At 72.4% G+C, this 15,828-nt stretch carries 16 protein-coding genes; 8 read left to right on the plus strand and 8 right to left on the minus strand.

Annotation, left to right across the window (positions count from 1 at the left end; genetic code table 11):
• Positions 1–195: 195 nt before the first annotated feature.
• On the plus strand, positions 196–864 hold the full coding sequence (locus tag ACWDY5_RS39550; protein WP_449727259.1) for a response regulator: 669 nt from the start codon (positions 196–198) through the stop codon (positions 862–864).
• On the plus strand, positions 861–1,412 hold the full coding sequence (locus tag ACWDY5_RS39555) for an SMI1/KNR4 family protein (protein WP_449727260.1): 552 nt from the start codon (positions 861–863) through the stop codon (positions 1,410–1,412). The genes ACWDY5_RS39550 and ACWDY5_RS39555 overlap by 4 nt, the downstream gene beginning before the upstream one ends.
• Here the strand turns inward: ACWDY5_RS39555 and ACWDY5_RS39560 are convergent.
• On the minus strand, positions 1,402–2,559 hold the full coding sequence (locus ACWDY5_RS39560) for an acyl-CoA dehydrogenase (protein WP_449727261.1): 1,158 nt from the start codon (positions 2,557–2,559) through the stop codon (positions 1,402–1,404). The two genes, ACWDY5_RS39555 and ACWDY5_RS39560, sit on opposite strands and share 11 nt — an antisense overlap.
• A 143-nt stretch (positions 2,560–2,702) precedes the next feature.
• Between ACWDY5_RS39560 and ACWDY5_RS39565 the strand changes: the two genes are divergently transcribed.
• Positions 2,703–3,944, plus strand: coding sequence for a pyridoxal phosphate-dependent aminotransferase (locus ACWDY5_RS39565; RefSeq protein ID WP_449727262.1), 1,242 nt, complete (start codon positions 2,703–2,705; stop codon positions 3,942–3,944).
• Positions 3,928–4,767 (plus strand): MurR/RpiR family transcriptional regulator, encoded by an 840-nt coding sequence (locus ACWDY5_RS39570; RefSeq protein WP_449727263.1) that lies wholly within the window; start codon positions 3,928–3,930, stop codon positions 4,765–4,767. Before ACWDY5_RS39565 ends, ACWDY5_RS39570 begins: the two co-directional genes overlap by 17 nt.
• Here the strand turns inward: ACWDY5_RS39570 and purE are convergent.
• The 3 genes from purE to ACWDY5_RS39585 are packed head-to-tail and all read right to left on the minus strand — an operon-like array spanning position 4,758 to position 7,308.
• Positions 4,758–5,255 (minus strand): 5-(carboxyamino)imidazole ribonucleotide mutase, encoded by a 498-nt coding sequence (purE, locus tag ACWDY5_RS39575; RefSeq protein WP_449727264.1) that lies wholly within the window; start codon positions 5,253–5,255, stop codon positions 4,758–4,760. The genes ACWDY5_RS39570 and purE overlap by 10 nt on opposite strands.
• A 1-nt stretch (position 5,256) precedes the next feature.
• The gene (locus ACWDY5_RS39580) at positions 5,257–6,450 is read right to left on the minus strand and encodes a 5-(carboxyamino)imidazole ribonucleotide synthase (RefSeq protein ID WP_449727265.1); all 1,194 of its coding nucleotides are present in this window, start codon (positions 6,448–6,450) and stop codon (positions 5,257–5,259) included.
• 30 nt (positions 6,451–6,480) lie between these two features.
• Positions 6,481–7,308 (minus strand): GGDEF domain-containing protein, encoded by an 828-nt coding sequence (locus tag ACWDY5_RS39585; protein WP_449727266.1) that lies wholly within the window; start codon positions 7,306–7,308, stop codon positions 6,481–6,483.
• A 149-nt stretch (positions 7,309–7,457) separates the two neighbouring features.
• On the opposite strand from ACWDY5_RS39585, the gene ACWDY5_RS39590 reads away from it, so the two are divergent.
• The 3 genes from ACWDY5_RS39590 (at position 7,458) to ACWDY5_RS39600 (ending at position 11,099) form a co-directional block, all read left to right on the plus strand.
• The gene (locus tag ACWDY5_RS39590; RefSeq protein WP_449727267.1) at positions 7,458–9,728 is read left to right on the plus strand and encodes a sigma-70 family RNA polymerase sigma factor; all 2,271 of its coding nucleotides are present in this window, start codon (positions 7,458–7,460) and stop codon (positions 9,726–9,728) included.
• Between the two features lie 114 nt (positions 9,729–9,842).
• Complete coding sequence (locus ACWDY5_RS39595; RefSeq protein ID WP_449727268.1) at positions 9,843–10,430, plus strand: GtrA family protein; 588 nt, start codon at positions 9,843–9,845, stop codon at positions 10,428–10,430.
• A 36-nt stretch (positions 10,431–10,466) separates the two neighbouring features.
• Positions 10,467–11,099, plus strand: coding sequence for a GtrA family protein (locus ACWDY5_RS39600; RefSeq protein ID WP_449727269.1), 633 nt, complete (start codon positions 10,467–10,469; stop codon positions 11,097–11,099).
• 661 nt (positions 11,100–11,760) lie between these two features.
• On the opposite strand, the gene ACWDY5_RS39605 is transcribed toward ACWDY5_RS39600, so the two are convergent.
• Both ACWDY5_RS39605 and ACWDY5_RS39610 read right to left on the minus strand, forming a co-directional pair.
• Positions 11,761–13,038, minus strand: a complete 1,278-nt coding sequence (locus tag ACWDY5_RS39605) for a sensor histidine kinase (RefSeq protein ID WP_283663102.1) — start codon at positions 13,036–13,038, stop codon at positions 11,761–11,763.
• A gap of 15 nt (positions 13,039–13,053) precedes the next feature.
• Complete coding sequence (locus ACWDY5_RS39610) at positions 13,054–13,728, minus strand: response regulator transcription factor (RefSeq protein ID WP_449727270.1); 675 nt, start codon at positions 13,726–13,728, stop codon at positions 13,054–13,056.
• Between the two features lie 17 nt (positions 13,729–13,745).
• Here ACWDY5_RS39610 and hisN point away from each other — a divergent pair, with 17 nt between their 5' ends.
• Positions 13,746–14,537 (plus strand): histidinol-phosphatase, encoded by a 792-nt coding sequence (gene hisN / locus ACWDY5_RS39615; RefSeq protein ID WP_449727273.1) that lies wholly within the window; start codon positions 13,746–13,748, stop codon positions 14,535–14,537.
• A 25-nt stretch (positions 14,538–14,562) separates the two neighbouring features.
• Here hisN and ACWDY5_RS39620 read toward each other — a convergent pair whose 3' ends face one another.
• Both ACWDY5_RS39620 and ACWDY5_RS39625 read right to left on the minus strand, forming a co-directional pair.
• Complete coding sequence (locus ACWDY5_RS39620; RefSeq protein ID WP_449727271.1) at positions 14,563–14,853, minus strand: hypothetical protein; 291 nt, start codon at positions 14,851–14,853, stop codon at positions 14,563–14,565.
• Positions 14,850–15,828 (minus strand): TNT domain-containing protein (locus ACWDY5_RS39625; RefSeq protein WP_449727272.1); only part of this gene is annotated, 979 nt, incomplete at its 5' end. The genes ACWDY5_RS39625 and ACWDY5_RS39620, both read right to left, overlap by 4 nt.

The following is a 15,828-nucleotide window of genomic DNA, read 5'->3' on the forward strand; positions in this document are numbered from 1 at the left end:
CCCGCCAGCTCCAGCCAGCGACCGCCGCCCACACGCCGCCCAACCCCACCGCACGCCGCAACCTCGCCCGCCAGCTCCAGCCAGCGACCGCCGCCCACACGCCGCCCAACCCCACCGCACGCCGCAACCTCGCCCGCCAGCTCCAGCCAGCGACCGCCGCCCGCGAGCCACCCGACCGCACCGCTGGCCCCGCCCATGACCGACATCCGCGTCCTGGTCGCCGACGACCAGGCTCTGCTCCGCGGCAGCTTCCGGGTGCTGCTGGAAACCGCCCCCGGCCTGTCCGTGGTCGCCGAGGCCGCCAACGGCGCGGAGGCGGTCCGGCTCGCGGTCGAACTGCGGCCGGACGTGGTGCTGATGGACGTCCGCATGCCGGTCCTGGACGGCATCGAGGCCACCAACAGGCTGCGCACCGAGGCGCCGGAGGTCCGGGTGCTGGTCCTCACCATGTTCGACGACGACTCGGCCGTCTTCGCCGCCCTGCGCGCCGGCGCCTCCGGCTTCCTGCTCAAGGACACCCCGCCCGGCGACCTATTGCAGGCCATCAACGTCATCGCCGCGGGCGAGTCCCTGCTCGCCCCCACCGTCACCCGCCGCCTGATCGAGGAGTTCACCCGCCGGCCCGGTCCCGCCCACCCCCGGCTCGAGCCGCGTCCCCTCACCGGCGTCACCGACCGGGAGCGCGAGGTCCTCACCCTGGTCGGCCGGGGCCTGTCCAACGACGAGATCGCGGCCGAGCTGCGCCTGAGCCTGGCCACGGTGAAGACCTACGTCGGCCGCCTGCTGGCCAAGCTGCACGCGCGCGACCGCGCCCAGCTGGTGATCATCGCCTACGAGCACGGACTGGTCAGGGTGCACGGATGACCGACTGGAACGCCGGGGCCATCCGCGCCACGCTGGCCGCGGTGGCCGCCCGCGACCGGAAGTTCGCCGAGTTCGGCAGCGAGGAGCACCGGTACCGGCTCAACCGGGTGCTGTCCGCGGCCGAGGTGACCGCCTTCGAGCGCCGGCACGGCATCGCCCTGCCCGCCGACTACCGCGACTTCCTGCTCCAGGTCGGCAACGGCGGCGCGGGCCCCGACTACGGCCTCTACCCACTGGGCGAGGCCGACAGTCAGGATGCCGACCTGGCCGCGCCCTTCCCGCACACCAGGCAGTGGCGGCCCGGCCCCGATGACGACGACCCGGCTCGCTGGTTCGACGGCACGATGGAGATCGCCGAGTGCGGCTGCGGCTACTACCACCGCCTGGTGGTCACCGGCCCGGCGAGCGGCCAGGTCTGGCAGGACCTGCTGGGCTGCGACCAGGGCATCGCGCCCGAGGCCGACTTCCGCGACTGGTACCTGACCTGGCTGGCCGAACTCGCCGCGCGCTACGGAGTCACCCAGACCGGCCGACCGCTCAGCCCTTGAGCAGCGCCCGGGACATGACCACCCGCTGGATCTGGTTGGTGCCCTCGTAGATCTGGGTGATCTTGGCGTCGCGCATCATCCGCTCCACCGGGAAGTCCCTGGTGTAGCCCGCGCCGCCGAAGAGCTGCACCGCGTCGGTGGTGACCTCCATGGCGACGTCGCTGGCGAAGCACTTGGCGGCGGCGGAGATGAAGCCCAGGTTGGGTTCGCCGCGTTCGGCGCGGGCGGCGGCGACGTAGACCATGTGGCGGGCCGCTTCGACCTTCATCGCCATGTCGGCGAGCATGAACTGCACGCCCTGGAAGTCGCTGATTGCCTTGCCGAACTGCTTGCGCTCCTTGACATACCCCAGTGCCGCGTCCAGCGCGCCCTGGGCGATGCCCACGGCCTGGGCGCCGATGGTGGGGCGGGTGTGGTCCAGGGTGCGCAGGGCGGTCTTGAAGCCGGTGCCGGGCTCGCCGATGATCCGGTCCGCGGGAATGACGCAGTCGGTGAAGTAGATCTCGTTGGTGGGCGAGCCCTTGATGCCGAGCTTGCGCTCCTTCGGGCCGACCTCGAAGCCGGGGTCGTCCTTGTGCACCACGAAGGCGGAGATGCCGTTGGCGCCCTTGTCCGGGTCGGTCACCGCCATCACGGTGAACCAGGTGGACTTGGCCGCGTTGGTGATCCAGCACTTGGTGCCGTTGAGCACCCAGCTGTCGCCCTCCAGGCGAGCGCGGGTGCGCATGGAGGCGGCGTCCGAGCCCGCTTCCCGCTCGCTCAGCGCGTAGCTGGCGCCGGCCTCACCCGAGGCGATGCTGGGCATGACCTGCTGCTTCAGCTCCTCGGATGCGGAGAGCAGGATCGGCATGGTGCCGAGCTTGTTCACCGCGGGGATCAGCGAGGAGGAGGCGCAGGCGCGGGCGACCTCTTCGATGACGATGCAGGTGGCGACCGAGTCGGCGCCCTGGCCCTCGTAGGCCTCCGGCACGTGCACGGCGGCGAAACCGGCCTTGACCAGGGCGTCGTGCGCCTCGACCGGGTAGCGCTCGTTCTCGTCCACCTCGGCCGCGTACGGCGCGATCTCCTTGTCCGCCAATGCCCGCACCGCTTCGCGGAGCGCGTCATGCTCCTCGGCCAGCTGGTAGGTGCCGAAGCTCGAGTCCACGGTAAGTTACCTCCGAGTAGCAGCGTCGCTGTCGAGCATGTTAACCCCCGTTCACCCACCGCGCCCTGTGCCCTCGCACACTCGGTTGCAAGAGAAATTGCAGCATCTGCTGATCACTCAGTTGTCTTTGTAGCGTGTCGGTCATGCTGCCCCAGTCCGCGACGCTCGCCACCAACGAACGTATCCAGGCCCTGCGCGCCGGCGGGGTCCCGGTGACCCACCTGGCCTTCGGCGAGGCCGGGCTGCCGGTCGCGCCGGAGATCGCCGCCGCGCTCGCCGCGGCCGCCGGGCGCAACTCCTACGGCCCCACCGCCGGCATCCCGGAACTGCGCGCCGCCGCGGCCGGGTACTTCCAGCGGCGCGGCCTGCCCACCGCACCGGAACAGGTCGTGGCGGGACCGGGCAGCAAGCCGCTGCTGCACGCGCTGCTGTCCGTGCTGCCCGGCGACGTGGTGCTGCCGAAGCCGAGCTGGGTGAGCTACGCGGCGCAGGCTTCGTTGCTGGGCAAGGAAGTCGTGTGGGTGCCGGCGCCGGGGGGCTCGGGCGGGGTGCCGGATCCGGCGTTGCTGGGACCGGCGCTGGTGGCGGCGCGGGCACGGGGGCTGCGGCCGGGCGTGCTGGTGCTGACGCTGCCGGACAACCCGACCGGGGCGCTGGCCGGGCCGGACGCGGTGCGGGCGGTGTGCGAGATCGCGGCCGAGCACGGGCTGATGGTGATCTCCGATGAGATCTACCGGGACCTGGCGCACGAACCGGGCTCGGTGCTCAGCCCGGCGGAGATCATTCCGGCGCGGACCGTGGTGACCACCGGGCTCAGCAAGGCGACCGCGCTTGGCGGCTGGCGGCTCGGGGTCTGCCGGACGCCGAGTGCGGAGCTGACCGCGCGGCTGGTCGGGGTGGCCAGTGAGATCTGGTCCAATCCGAGCACGCCGGTGCAGGTGGCGGCGGCCTATGTGCTGAGCGAGCCGGAACCGGTGCGCGCCTTTGTCGCGGCGGGGCTGGGATTGCACCGGGCGGTGGTGCGGGCGGCTTACGAGATGGTGGTCGCGGCGGGGGCGAGCTGTCCGGCGCCGGGCGGGGGCTTCTACCTGTACCCGGATCTGGCGGCCGCCAGGAGCAAAGCCAGTGGTGCCACCGAACTGGCCGAACTTCTACTGGAGCGCTACCGGATCGGCGTCCTGCCGGGGTCGGCCTTCGGGGATGATCCGCGCGGGCTGCGGTTCCGGCTGGCCACCAGCCTGCTCTACGGCGACACCGACGAGCAGCGCTGGACCGCCTTGCGCAGCACCGATCCGGCCGCGCTGCCCTGGATCGCCGAACCACTGGCGCGGCTGGGCACGGCCGTCGCGGAGCTGACCGGAAAGGGCCATGGAGACCTTCGCTGAACTGACCGAGCTGTTGCGCGTCGCCGAGTTGAGCCCCGCGCAGCGCGCGCTGGCCGAGCGGGTGCTCACCGATCCGGAGGGCGTGGCGTTCCAGACCGCGGCCGAGCTGGCCAAGGCGGTGGGCACCACCGAGGGGACCGTGGTGCGGTTCGCGCAGCGGTGCGGGCTTTCCGGCTATCCGGCGCTGGTGAAGCTGTGCCGGGCGCACCTGGCCGGGCAGGCGCAGCTGGTCCGGCGGTTCGACGCGCTGCGCGGGGACAGCGTGCTGGAGCGGGCCGCCGAGCTGGACCGGCAGAACCTGGCGCGCACCTTCGCCCAGGTCGATCCGGCGGCCTGGCGGCTGGCGGTCGGCTCGATCGCGCGGGCGCGGCGGGTGCACGTGATGGGGCTGCGCAAGTCGCACGCGGTGGCCTATCTGCTCGGCTACCAGCTGGACCTGGTGTGCGAGGACGTCACGCTGGTCACCCCCGGCCCCGGCACGCTCACCGACAAGCTGCGGCGGCTGGACCGGCGGGACGTCTTCATCGCGGTCTCGCTGCACCGCTACGCCGCCGACACGGTGCGCGCGGTCCGGCACGCCAAGGAGGTCGGCGCGACCACGGTGGCCTTCACCGACACCGCCGCCTCACCGCTGGCGGGGCTGGCCGACGCGGTGTTCCTGGCCGACATGGCGGGGGCCGGCCTGCTGCGCTCGGTGACCGCGCTGACCAGCCTGGTGCAGGCGCTGGCCACGGCGGTCGCGGTGGCACGCGGGGACGCGGCCTCGGCGGCGCTCCGCCAGCAGGAGGCCCTGCTGACGGAGTTCGCCACCTATCAACCCTGAATGCGTTCCTGGAGCTTGGCGTCCTTGTCCAGGACCATGGCCTCCAGGTCGGCCTGGAACTTCTCCACCCGCGCGCGCAGCGCCTCGTCGTGCGCGGCCAGGATGCGCACCGCGAGCAGGCCCGCGTTGCGCGCGCCGGCCACCGACACGGTCGCCACCGGGATACCGGCGGGCATCTGCACGATGGACAGCAGCGAGTCCATGCCGTCCAGGTACTTCAGCGGCACCGGCACGCCGATCACCGGCAGCGCGGTGGCCGAGGCGACCATGCCGGGCAGGTGCGCCGCGCCGCCCGCGCCCGCGATGATCACCTTGAGGCCGCGGCCCGCGGCGTCGCGGGCGTAGTCGAGCATGCGCTGCGGGGTGCGGTGCGCCGAGACGACGCTGACCTCGTGCGGCACCTCGAACTCGGTGAGCGCCTCGGCGGCGGCCTGCATGACCGGCCAGTCCGAGTCGCTCCCCATGATCACGCCAACCTGCGGTGCCACGTCAGTTCCCTCCGTGCACGTCGTATCCGTCGGTCCACTCGGCGTGCGAGAGCCAGTGCGCGGCCAGGGTGGCCCGCCTGCGTGTCTCGGCCATGTCCTGGCCGAGCACGTTCACGTGCCCGACCTTGCGGCCGGGCCGCTCCGCCTTGCCGTACAGGTGCACCCGCGCCTCCGGGAACCGGGCGAACAGGTGGTGGATCCGCTCGTCGACGCCCATCGACGGCGGGGCGGGCGCGCCCAGCACGTTGGCCATCACCACCGCGGGGGCCTTCAGGTCGGTCAGGCCCAGCGGGTAGTCCAGCACCGCGCGCACGTGCTGCTCGAACTGGGAGGTGCCAGCCCCGTCCATGGTCCAGTGGCCGGAGTTGTGCGGGCGCATGGCCAGCTCGTTGACCAGCACGCCGTCCGCGGTCTCGAACAGCTCCACCGCGAGCACGCCGACCACGCCCAGCTCGGCGGCGATCCGCAGCGCCAGCTCCTGGATCCGCTGGGCCAGCTCCGGCGCCAGGTCGGGGGCGGGGGCGAGCACCTCGACGCAGATGCCCTCGGACTGCACGGTCTGCACCACCGGCCAGGCCGCGCCCTGCCCGAACGGCGAGCGGGCGATCAGCGCGGCCAGCTCGCGGCGCATCGGCACGCACTGCTCGACCATCAGCGGGGTGCGCGCGGCCAGCAGCTCGGTGACCACCCGCTCGGCGCTCTGCGGGGTGTTGAGCATCCACACCCCGCGCCCGTCGTAGCCGCCGCGGATGGCCTTGAGCACGCAGGGCCAGCCGTGCTCGGCGCCGAAGCGCAGCACGTCGGAGACCTCGAAGACCTCGGTGAACGGCGGCACCGGGAGGTCCAGCTCGCGCAGCTTGAGCCGCATCTTGAGCTTGTCCTGGGCGTAGATCAGCGCGTCCGGGCCGGGGTGCACGGTGACGTCCTCGGCGACCAGCGCGTGCAGGTGCTCGGCAGGCACGTGCTCGTGGTCGAAGGTCAGCACCTCGCAGCCCTTGGCGAAGCTGCGCAGGGCTTCAAGATCGGTGTGCGTGCCGATCTGCACGTCCCGCGCGACGAGTGCGGCGGGATCGGCTTCGGAGACGGCGAGCACCCGCAACGACTGACCGAGGGCGATCGCCGCCTGGTGGGTCATCCGCGCGAGCTGTCCGCCGCCGACCATGCCAACTACTGGGGTGCCGGTTCGGGGGTCCACGGGCAGGTCAGCCTAGTGCAGCCGGGCAGGTCAGCCGCGACCGAGGTGGTTGACGAGGTCGCAGGCGGCCTGATGGGTCGGCGGCAGCGCCTCCAGCCACACCCGCAGCGACACCGTGCCCTCCAGATCTGGGTCGGCGGCCAACCGTTGCTCCACCAACCAGCGGGCGGTGGCCAGTCTCAAAGGTAATCTTTGATCACGTGGAGTGAGCACTGCACCGACTGAGGGACCCACAACAGCCAGGGTCTCGCCCCGGTTGAACACCAGGCGTAACACGTCGGCGACCAGCACCATGGCCACCACCCGGGACCAGCCGGTGGCCTGGCTCAGGTCCACCGCGACCATGGCCAGCACGTGCCGCTCCTCGGTCCGCACCCCTGCCGCGGTCGCCTCGTGGTAGACCTCGCGGAGGCGTGTGCGCAGGTAGGAGGGGGTGGCCAGGCCGGTGAGGCCGTCGGTGGCCTCGGCCGTGGTGACCCGGCCCGCCATCTCCTCGGCCCAGCCGAGCGCGACCACCCGCAACAACCGGGCCGGCACCGCGTCCGGGTCGGCGGAGACGATGCCGTCCTGGCCGGACGGGGTCTCCAGCACCGCGTGCAGGGCGGCCAGGTCCTGCAGGGTCTCGGCCAGGCTGGCGCCCGCCTCTGCCCGGCGGTGACCCAGTCTGATCAGGGCGGATGCCACGTCACCGTGCTCGACCACGGCCCGGCAGACCGCGTCCACCTCGGGCAGCGCCCAGTCGGCGGGGAAGGGCCAGCCAGCGGCCAGGCTCGCGGTCCGCCACCGCGAGCGCAGTGCACGCAGGTCCGCGTCGCTGCCACCGCGGCTGGGCCGGGGCGCCACCTCACGCACACTCACGCTCGATCGGTCTCCTTCTCGAAAGGCCCTGTTCTTGCTCCGATGCGGTGACGCGCCAGCCACCAGTTCGTGACGCCGTTCGAGGTGACGAAGAACAAACCGTTCCGTCACACTGAGCGAGCACACCAGGTGAGCGACATGGAGCAGGCGTGGCAACGGTTCAGGACGAGGTACAGGGTCCCAGTGACGCCGAGCTCATCGACTCGGTGCGCTCGGGGTCGATGGACGCCTACGCCCTGTTGTACGAGCGGCATGTGGCCGCCGCCTACAACCTGGCCCGCCAGATGTCCCGCTCGCCAGCCGAGGCCGATGACCTGGTCTCGGACGCCTTCGCCAAGGTCCTGGACACGCTGCGGGCGGGCAAGGGCCCGGACGCGGCCTTCCGCGCCTACCTGCTGACCGCGCTGCGGCACAACGCCTACGACCGGTCCCGCCGGGAGAAGAAGGTCCAGGTCTCCGACGACGTGGCCGCCTTCGACGCCGGGGTGCCGTTCACCGACACCGCGGTCGCCGGGCTGGAGAAGACCTTGGCGGCCAAGGCCTTCGCCCGGCTGCCGGAGCGCTGGCAGGCCGTGCTGTGGCACACCGAGGTCGAGCAGCAGTCCCCGGCGGAGATCGCGCCGATCCTGGGCCTGACCGCCAACGGCGTCTCCGCGCTGGCCTACCGGGCGCGCGAGGGCCTGCGCCAGGCCTACCTCCAGGTGCACCTGGACTCGGTGGCCGAGGAGCAGTGCCGGGCCACCGTGGACCGGCTCGGCGCGTGGACCCGCGACGGGCTGTCCAAGCGGGAGACCGCGCAGGTCGAGGCGCACCTGGACGCCTGCGTGAGCTGCCGGGCGCTGGCCGCGGAGCTGCACGACGTGAACGGGGCCATGCGGGTCTTCGTCGCCCCGCTGGTGCTCGGCGGTGCGGTCACCGCCTACCTGGCGCTCTCGGCCAGCGCGGCCAAGGCGGCAGGCGCGACCGCGCTGGCGGTCACCGCGGGCGCCGCGGCCGGTGGCGCCGGTGGCGCGGCCGGTGCGGCCAGCTCGGTGCCGAGGCAGTTCGTGGCCACCGGGGCCTCGGCGGCGGCCGTGGTCGCCGCGGTCGCGGTCGCGCTGAGCGCCGGCGAGTCCCCGCAGAACCCCTCGGTCGCCGCGCCCCCGCCGGTCACCACGACGGTCGCGCCCACCCAGCCCCCGCAGCCGCCACCGCCGCAGCCCACGCCCTCCCAGCCACCGCCCCCGTCACCGCAGCCGCCGCCCCCGAGCAGCCAGCCGACCCCTCCCCCACCAACGACCACGACCCCGCCCCCGACGCCGCCCCCGGCCCAGCCACCGCCGCCCACGCCGACCCCGACGCTGTCCGCCTCCGCGCCCAGCGCGCCGGTCCAGCTCACCCCGGGTGGCCCGGCGGTGGACCTGCCGGTGACCGTGCGCAACAGCGGCACCGGGGTGTCCGAGCCGGTCACCGCGGCGCTGAACCTGCCGCCGGGGGTGCTGGCCGAGGTGCCCGGCGCCGGTCAGCGGTTCGCCCGCACCGGGGTGCTGGCCCAGGCGGCGCAGCCGATCGGGATCAGCTGCCAGAGCGGTCCCGGCCGGATCTCGTGTGTGACCGGGCGGGGCCTGGCGCCCGGCGAGTCGGTGACCTTCGGGTTCCGGCTCACCGCGGGGCCGGACGTGCAGCCGGGACGGATCACCGGCAGCGTGAACTCAGGCACCAGCATCAACCTGTCGCTGTCCGAGGTGACCGTGCAGGTCAAGCAGAACGACGAGCTGGAGCTGCGCGCGGAGACCTGGAACCACGGCTGGTGGTGGCCGATCCGGATGGACGTCACCGCGACCAACCGGGGCACCAGGGAGGCCCCGCTGACGGTGACCATCGCGCTGCCCGAGCGCACCGTGGCCTTCGCCTGGACCAAGCACTGCCAGGGCAGGGGCAACGTGGTGACCTGCACCGGCAGGCTCAAGCCGGGTCAGCGGGTGGTGTTCCGCACCTGGCTGACCTCCCTCGGCGTGATCAAGGACCAGGCCCAGGTCAGCGGCACCCTCGGTGAGGCCAAGGCGGCGATCACGGTGCCGATCCACATCCGCGACCACCCCGGTGGCCGCCCGATCGACCCGGACCGCCCGCAGGACCCCAGCACGCCACCGGCCACCACCACAACCACGCGGCCGCCGACCACCACGACCCCGACCACCACGACCCCGGCCAAGCCGACCACCACCAGCCGCAAGCCCGCCCCAACCACCGGCGGCCGCGAGCCGAGCCACTCGGACCGCCCGACCACCCAGCCACCACCGGCCGCACCCCCGGCGACCAAACCGGTCGAGCCGCCCAAACCGACCACCCCGGCCCGCACCACGACCTCCGCACCGCCGCCGCCGACGTGCAAGCCGACGTTGCCGCCGTGGCTGTCCTGGCTGCTGCCGGAGTGCTGACCCGGCGTGTCCACCGGGAGTGTCGCTGACAAACCCGGCATACCCGGCCGACAGTTGGTGAACAAGCCACGGGCCGATCGGGGGGTGTGATCGTCGATCTCTACACTCGCCGGAGTGTTCGCAGCCGAAGCCGTGTTCGCCAAGTTGCCCCCGCGCTACCGCGAGTTGATTCGGCGGAACCGGGAGATGTTCCGGTTCGCGGTGGTCGGCAGCGCCACCTTCCTGGTCGACACGGTGGTGATGTACAGCCTGAAGTGGACCATCCTGGACACCAAGCCGGTGACCGCGAGGGCGATCGGCGTGATCGTGGCCACCGTGGTCGGCTACGTGCTCAACCGGGAGTGGTCCTTCCGCACCCGCGGCGGCCGGGAACGCCACCACGAGGCCGCGCTGTACTTCCTGATCAGCGGCGTCGGCGTGGCCCTCAGTTCGGCCCCGATGCTGGTCTCCCGATACGTGCTGTTCCTGTCCGAACCGCACATCAGCTGGGCCGCGCAGGAGATCGCGGACTTCGTCAGCGGCCTGATCGTGGGCACCCTGCTGGCCATGGTGTTCCGCTTCTGGGCCTTCCGGAAGTTCGTCTTCCCCGCGCCCAAGGTCGTCACCAAGCCCGAGGTGCACACCATCATCAAGACGGTCAGCGCAGCCCGGCCGGAGAAGCGCCTGGCCACCACGGAGGAGCGGTCCGTTCCGCTGCGCTGAGGCCAGACGGGTGAACGGGATCCGTAGACTGCCGGGGTGGCCGTAGTGGAGACCGTGCTCGGAATGCTGCCGCAGGGCTTGCGGCGGGTCCTGTTGAAGCACCGTGAGCTGTTGAAGTTCGCCTTCGTCGGCGGAACCACCTTCATCATCGACAACGCCGTCTTCTACGGCCTCAAGCTGACCGTGCTGGACACCAAGCCCCTGATCGCCAAGGGCATCGCGGTGCTGGTGGCGACCATCGTCTCCTACGTGCTGAACCGGGAGTGGTCCTTCCGCACCCGCGGCGGCCGGGAGAAACAGCACGAGGCGGCGCTGTACTTCCTGGTCAGCGGCATCGCGGTGGGTATCTACACCGCCCCGCTGGCGTTCTCCCGGTACGTGCTGGACCTGCGGTACCCGGACGTCAGCCTGCTCTCCCAGGAACTCGGCGACTTCTTCATCGGACAGGTCGGCGGAGTGCTGATCGGAATGCTGTTCCGGTGGTGGGCGTTCCGGAAGTTCGTCTTCCCGGAGGAGGGCGTGCGACCGAACAAGACTTACGGAACGGTTGTCGTCCAGGCTCCGATCGTGAACGACGAAATCGTGGCGAACGGGCAGGAAAACGGAAAGCCCCACCGCCCCGCGCCGAAGCGAAGCGATGAGGACGAAGAACACTTAGGGCACTCCTAGCCAGCGGCGAGGTTCGGGCCTGGGGTGAAAACCCACGAAGAGGGCCTCTCGTCTTCTCCGTACGGCCTGGAGACTGCTGACCGCATCTCGTCGAGCGGCCCCTGCAACACAAACCGCCGCCAAGGCCTCACAACGTGACGGGGGCCGCTCGACGAGATGTGGTTTGCTGTCGGAAGGTCGTGCGGAGAAGACGAGAGGGACTCGAGCACGCTGGAATCGGCCCCGGCAGCCTGCTCAACCCCGCAACCTGCTCGTCCGCGCTTTTGACTTGCCCCACTCCTCCGGGGGTCTGCCCGTCCGGCGAGGACACTTCTTTTGGTTTTTTAAAAGCGAAAAGAATGTCCTCGCCGGACGGGCAGACCATCAAAGCAGGGGGGAAGATCAAAGGCGGCGAGATGAGTTGCAGACCAGTGCGAGTTTGTGTTGGCGCGCCGGATGCAGCGTGGGTGGTTCCGCGGGGTCTGGGTGGTTCTGCTTCGACGACCTTCCAAAACCAAACCAGCCCTGTCAAGCGCCCCGGTACCAGCCCTTGGCGGCGGTGGGCGGCGCGGGTGGGGCGCTTGACAGGGCTGGTGTGTTTTTTCCAGGCCGTCGAAGCAGAACCACCCAGACCGGCCGCTCCGTTTGCGATCAAAAGCAAAGGCAAAAGCTCAACCCTCGCCTAGCGTGGACTCGCCTCGGTTGGCCAACGCAGGTCTGGCACATCATCCGCTCTCGGTACCGGCAGGAAGATGCTGAACGTCGCCGTTCTCGGCACCGACAGCTCCAGCCGCCCGCCGTCGGCCTCCACCAGCGCCCGCGCCAGTGCCAGTCCGACCCCGGTCGACCCGCCGCCGGACACGCCCCGCTCGAAGATGTGCGCGGCCAGGTCCTCCGGCACCCCAGTTCCGCCGTCGGTGACCTCGACCACGACCATCGCGTCGCCGCTGCGGGCGGAGACGTGCACCGTTCCGCCGCCGTGGCGCAGGGCGTTGTCCAGCAGGACGCCCAGGGTTTCGCGTAGGCGGGAGGGGGTGGCTCTGGCGAGCAGGCCTGCGGGGGCGCGCAGGCGGAGGGCTCGGCCGTGTTGTCTGAGGCTGGCTCGCCATTCCTGGACCATGATCGGGAGTTGGGCGGCCAGGTCTACCGGTTCGGCGTCCACGGCTCGGGCGGCGTGGGCGGCGGCGAGGAGTTCGTCCAGCACGGTGGAGAGGCGTTCTGCCTGTTCCAGGGCGGCGTTGGCGTCTTCGGCCGTGGCGCCGTCGGCGTGCATGGCCAGGGACTCCAGGCGGAGCTGCATGGCGGTAAGGCGGCTGCGGAGCTGGTGGGAGACGTCCCCGATGAGCTCTCGTTCGCGTTGCAGGAGCTGGGCCAGTGCCGAGGCTGAGGTGTCCAGGGCCTCGGCGAGCTTGTCCAGCTCGTTGATGCGGTAGCGGCGGGGGTCGGGGCGGAAGTCGCCGGCGCCCAGGCGCGCGGCCCGGTCGGCGACGTGGCGGAGGGGTTCGGCCAGGCGGCGGGCGGTGACCGTGGCGACCGTGGCTCCGATGCCCACCGAGAGGACCACCAGCAGGGTGACCACCCCGGCGACCTCCAGCTGGTCGGTGCGCTTGGGGGCGGCGCTGGCGGCGACCGTCACCTTGCCGTGCTGGGCCATCGGCACGGTTTCGCTCATCTCGTCCGGGCCGGGGCTCGCGCCCAGCTCCCGGTCGCCGGAGGCCAGGCCGGTGATCCTGATCTGGCCGCCTTCCGGGCGCAGCACCTCGACCGCGGCCAGGTCGATCTGCTGGTGGTCGGCGAGCTGGTTGTCCAGCTGCGCGGCGACCTGCCGGGCCCGGTTGGCCAGGTCCCGGTGGGTGACGTCGTGTACCACCGTTATGGCGGTGTAGCCCAGCGGGAGGCCAAGGGCGACACCCGTCACCGCCACCGCGAGCAGGGTGGACTGCAGGATTCGACGGCGCACCGGCATCCCTCCCGCCTAGTCGCTGTTGAACCGGAACCCGACGCCACGCACGGTGGCGATCCGGCGCTCGGTGTTGCCGCCCTGGGTGTCCCCGATCTTGCGGCGCAGCCAGGAGATGTGCATGTCCAGGGTCTTGCTGCCGCGCAACTCGGGGTCGTTCCAGACCTCTTCCAGGATGTCGTCCCTGCTCACCACCTGGCCCGCGCGCTGCATCAGCACCCGCAGCAGCTCGAACTCCTTGTTCGCCAGGGTCACCTCGTGGCCGTCGACCAGCACCCGGCGCGCGGCCAGGTCCAGCCGCACCCCGCTGGCCTCCAGCGTGCCCGGCGAGCGCCTGCGCAGCAGCGCCCTGATCCGGGCCATCAGCTCGGCCAGCCGGAACGGCTTGGCCACGTAGTCGTCGGCGCCGGCGTCCAGGCCCACCACGAAGTCGACCTCGTCGGCGCGGGCGGTGAGCATGAGCACCGGGATGCCCCGCCCGTTCGCGCGCAGCCTGCGGCAGACCTCAAGGCCGTCCAGCCGGGGCAGGCCCAGGTCCAGCACCAACAGGTCGACCTCGCCGTTGCTGGCCGCCTCCAGCGCGCTGACGCCGTCGGCGACCACGTGCACCGAGTAGCCCTCGCGCTGTAAGGCGCGGGACAACGGTTCGGCGATGGCGGGGTCGTCCTCAGCCAGCAGCACCACACTCACGGCACCAGCCTAGGCTCATCGGCGTGACCACGTATTCCGCGGATCTTGATCTCGCGCTGCGCCTGGCCGACACCGCCGACTCGATCACCCTGGACCGCTTCCGCGCCCGTGACCTGGCGGTGGAACGCAAACCCGACCGGACCCCGGTCACCGACGCCGACCTGGCCGTCGAGGACGCCATCCGGGCCGTGCTCACCGCCGAACGCCCGGCGGACGAGGTCGCCGGGGAGGAGCGCGGCGGCACGGACACCGGCGCCGGGCGGGTCTGGGTGCTCGACCCGATCGACGGCACCAAGAACTTCCTGCGCGGCGTGCCCGCCTACGCCACCCTGATCGCCCTGGTTGAGGACGGCCGCCCGGTGGTCGGCGTGATCAGCGCCCCCGCCCTGCACCGCCGCTGGTGGGCCGCCCGCGACGCCGGGGCCTGGGCCGCGCCCACCGGCGGCGAACCGCAGCGGCTGGCCGTCTCCGGCGTGCGCGAGCTGGCCGACGCCTACCTGTCCACCACCCACCTGGGTTCCTGGGTCGAGCACCACTCCAGGGAGGCCTACCTGCGGCTGGCCGACGCCTGCTGGGAGAACCGGGCCTTCGGCGACTTCTGGCAGCACTGCCTGGTCGCCGAGGGCGTGATCGACCTGGCCGCGGAGGCCATCGTGAACCCGTGGGACGTGGCCGCGGCGCAGGTGCTGGTGGAGGAGGCCGGTGGCCGGTTCACCGACCTGTCCGGCAAGCCGGACTACACCGGCGGCAACGTGCTGACCAGCAACGGGCTGCTGCACCAGCTCGCCTTGGACCAGCTCGCGCACTGACGGCTTGCGGCGGGGCCGCCGGGGCTCACGCCACCGGCGGCACCTGCTGCATGACCCCGAGCGCGCCGCGGCTGACCTGCGCCCAGGTCAGCCGCCCGAACAGGTAGAAACACGCCACCTGTTCGTTGGAGAACCTGGCCCAGTCGTACCGGTTGCCCTGTTCGCGCCAGAAGACCTCCCAGCCGAACTGGCCCTCCTCGTCGGCGACCTCGTCGCGCAGCAGGCACCACGCGTTGTCGGCCTCCGCGCCGATGGACACCACCTGCGGCGGCACCCCCAGCGCGCGCAGCCACTCACCGATCGACTCCGCGTTCACGCGTTCGTGTCCTCTCCCACTTCGACCAGGAAACCCAGGGCAACAAGCTCGGCGGCGGCGTGCGTGGTGCGGAACCGGATGCCGCCGCCCGCCTGACCGAACCACGGCGCGGCCACCGTGCGCCACACCGGCAGCTCGCGGGCCACCCGGAACCGGTGGTAGCCGTGGCCGATCAGCTCCGGTGGCAGGCCGCGTTCGGCGAACGGGGTGCCGTCCACCGCGAACACCCGGCCGTCCCTGGGGCCGAAGCGGTCCAGCATCGAGCCCACGGAGAGCACGATCGGCTCCGCGCCGTCCGGGTCGACCCCGCCCTCCGGGCACAGCTCGGCCGGCGGCCAGGCGTACTCGGCGGCGCGCTCCGGCGTGGCCGGGCGGGCCAGGAACCGGCGGTCCCACTCGCGTTCGTGCTGGCCGCCCAGCGGGTCGTAGTCCGGGACCAGGGCGAGCACGGCCGGGTGGTCGGGGGCCAGGCCGGGGGTGCGCGGGACCGGGGCCACCGGGTAGCCGGTGATCAGCTCGGAACGGGGGTGGTCGTGCGGGGCGAAGCGCAGCCCGGCCGCGTAGTCCAGCTCGGCGCGCGGGCGGGGCAGCTGGCGGGCCGGGCGGTTGGTCGGCCTCGGCATGTGCCCCAGCGGGAACAGGTGCACCAGGAACAGCGCCAGCTCGTCGTCCTTGCGGGCGGGCAGCGACAGCTTGGCCGGCGCCACCGGGCGGTCCGGCTCGACCACCGGCGCGACCCCCGGCGCCATCTCCAGGTACCCGGCGCCGGGGCGGACCCCGCGCCAGTCCTTGTTCGGGCCGAACCCGGCGTCCATGCCGACACCGCCCCGGCCGCCGTGCACCGGCACCGGGGCGACCCCGGCCGCGCCACCGGCGGCGGCACCCGCGCCCGCGGGCGCGTGCGGGGCGGCGGCCGCGGCGTGACCGGGTGCGGCGACTGGCGGGGCCGCTGGCGGCGCGGCGGGCGGCGGTGCC

It is taken from the genome of Crossiella sp. NPDC003009, assembly GCF_053591555.1.

Excerpts from the sequence above, each read along its gene's own strand:
- ACWDY5_RS39550 (WP_449727259.1), top strand. The coding sequence starts at position 196 with ATGACCGACATCCGCGTCCTGGTCGCCGACGACCAGGCTCTGCTCCGC.
- ACWDY5_RS39555 (WP_449727260.1), top strand. The coding sequence starts at position 861 with ATGACCGACTGGAACGCCGGGGCCATCCGCGCCACGCTGGCCGCGGTG.
- ACWDY5_RS39570 (WP_449727263.1), top strand. The coding sequence starts at position 3,928 with ATGGAGACCTTCGCTGAACTGACCGAGCTGTTGCGCGTCGCCGAGTTG.
- ACWDY5_RS39565 (WP_449727262.1), top strand. The coding sequence starts at position 2,703 with ATGCTGCCCCAGTCCGCGACGCTCGCCACCAACGAACGTATCCAGGCC.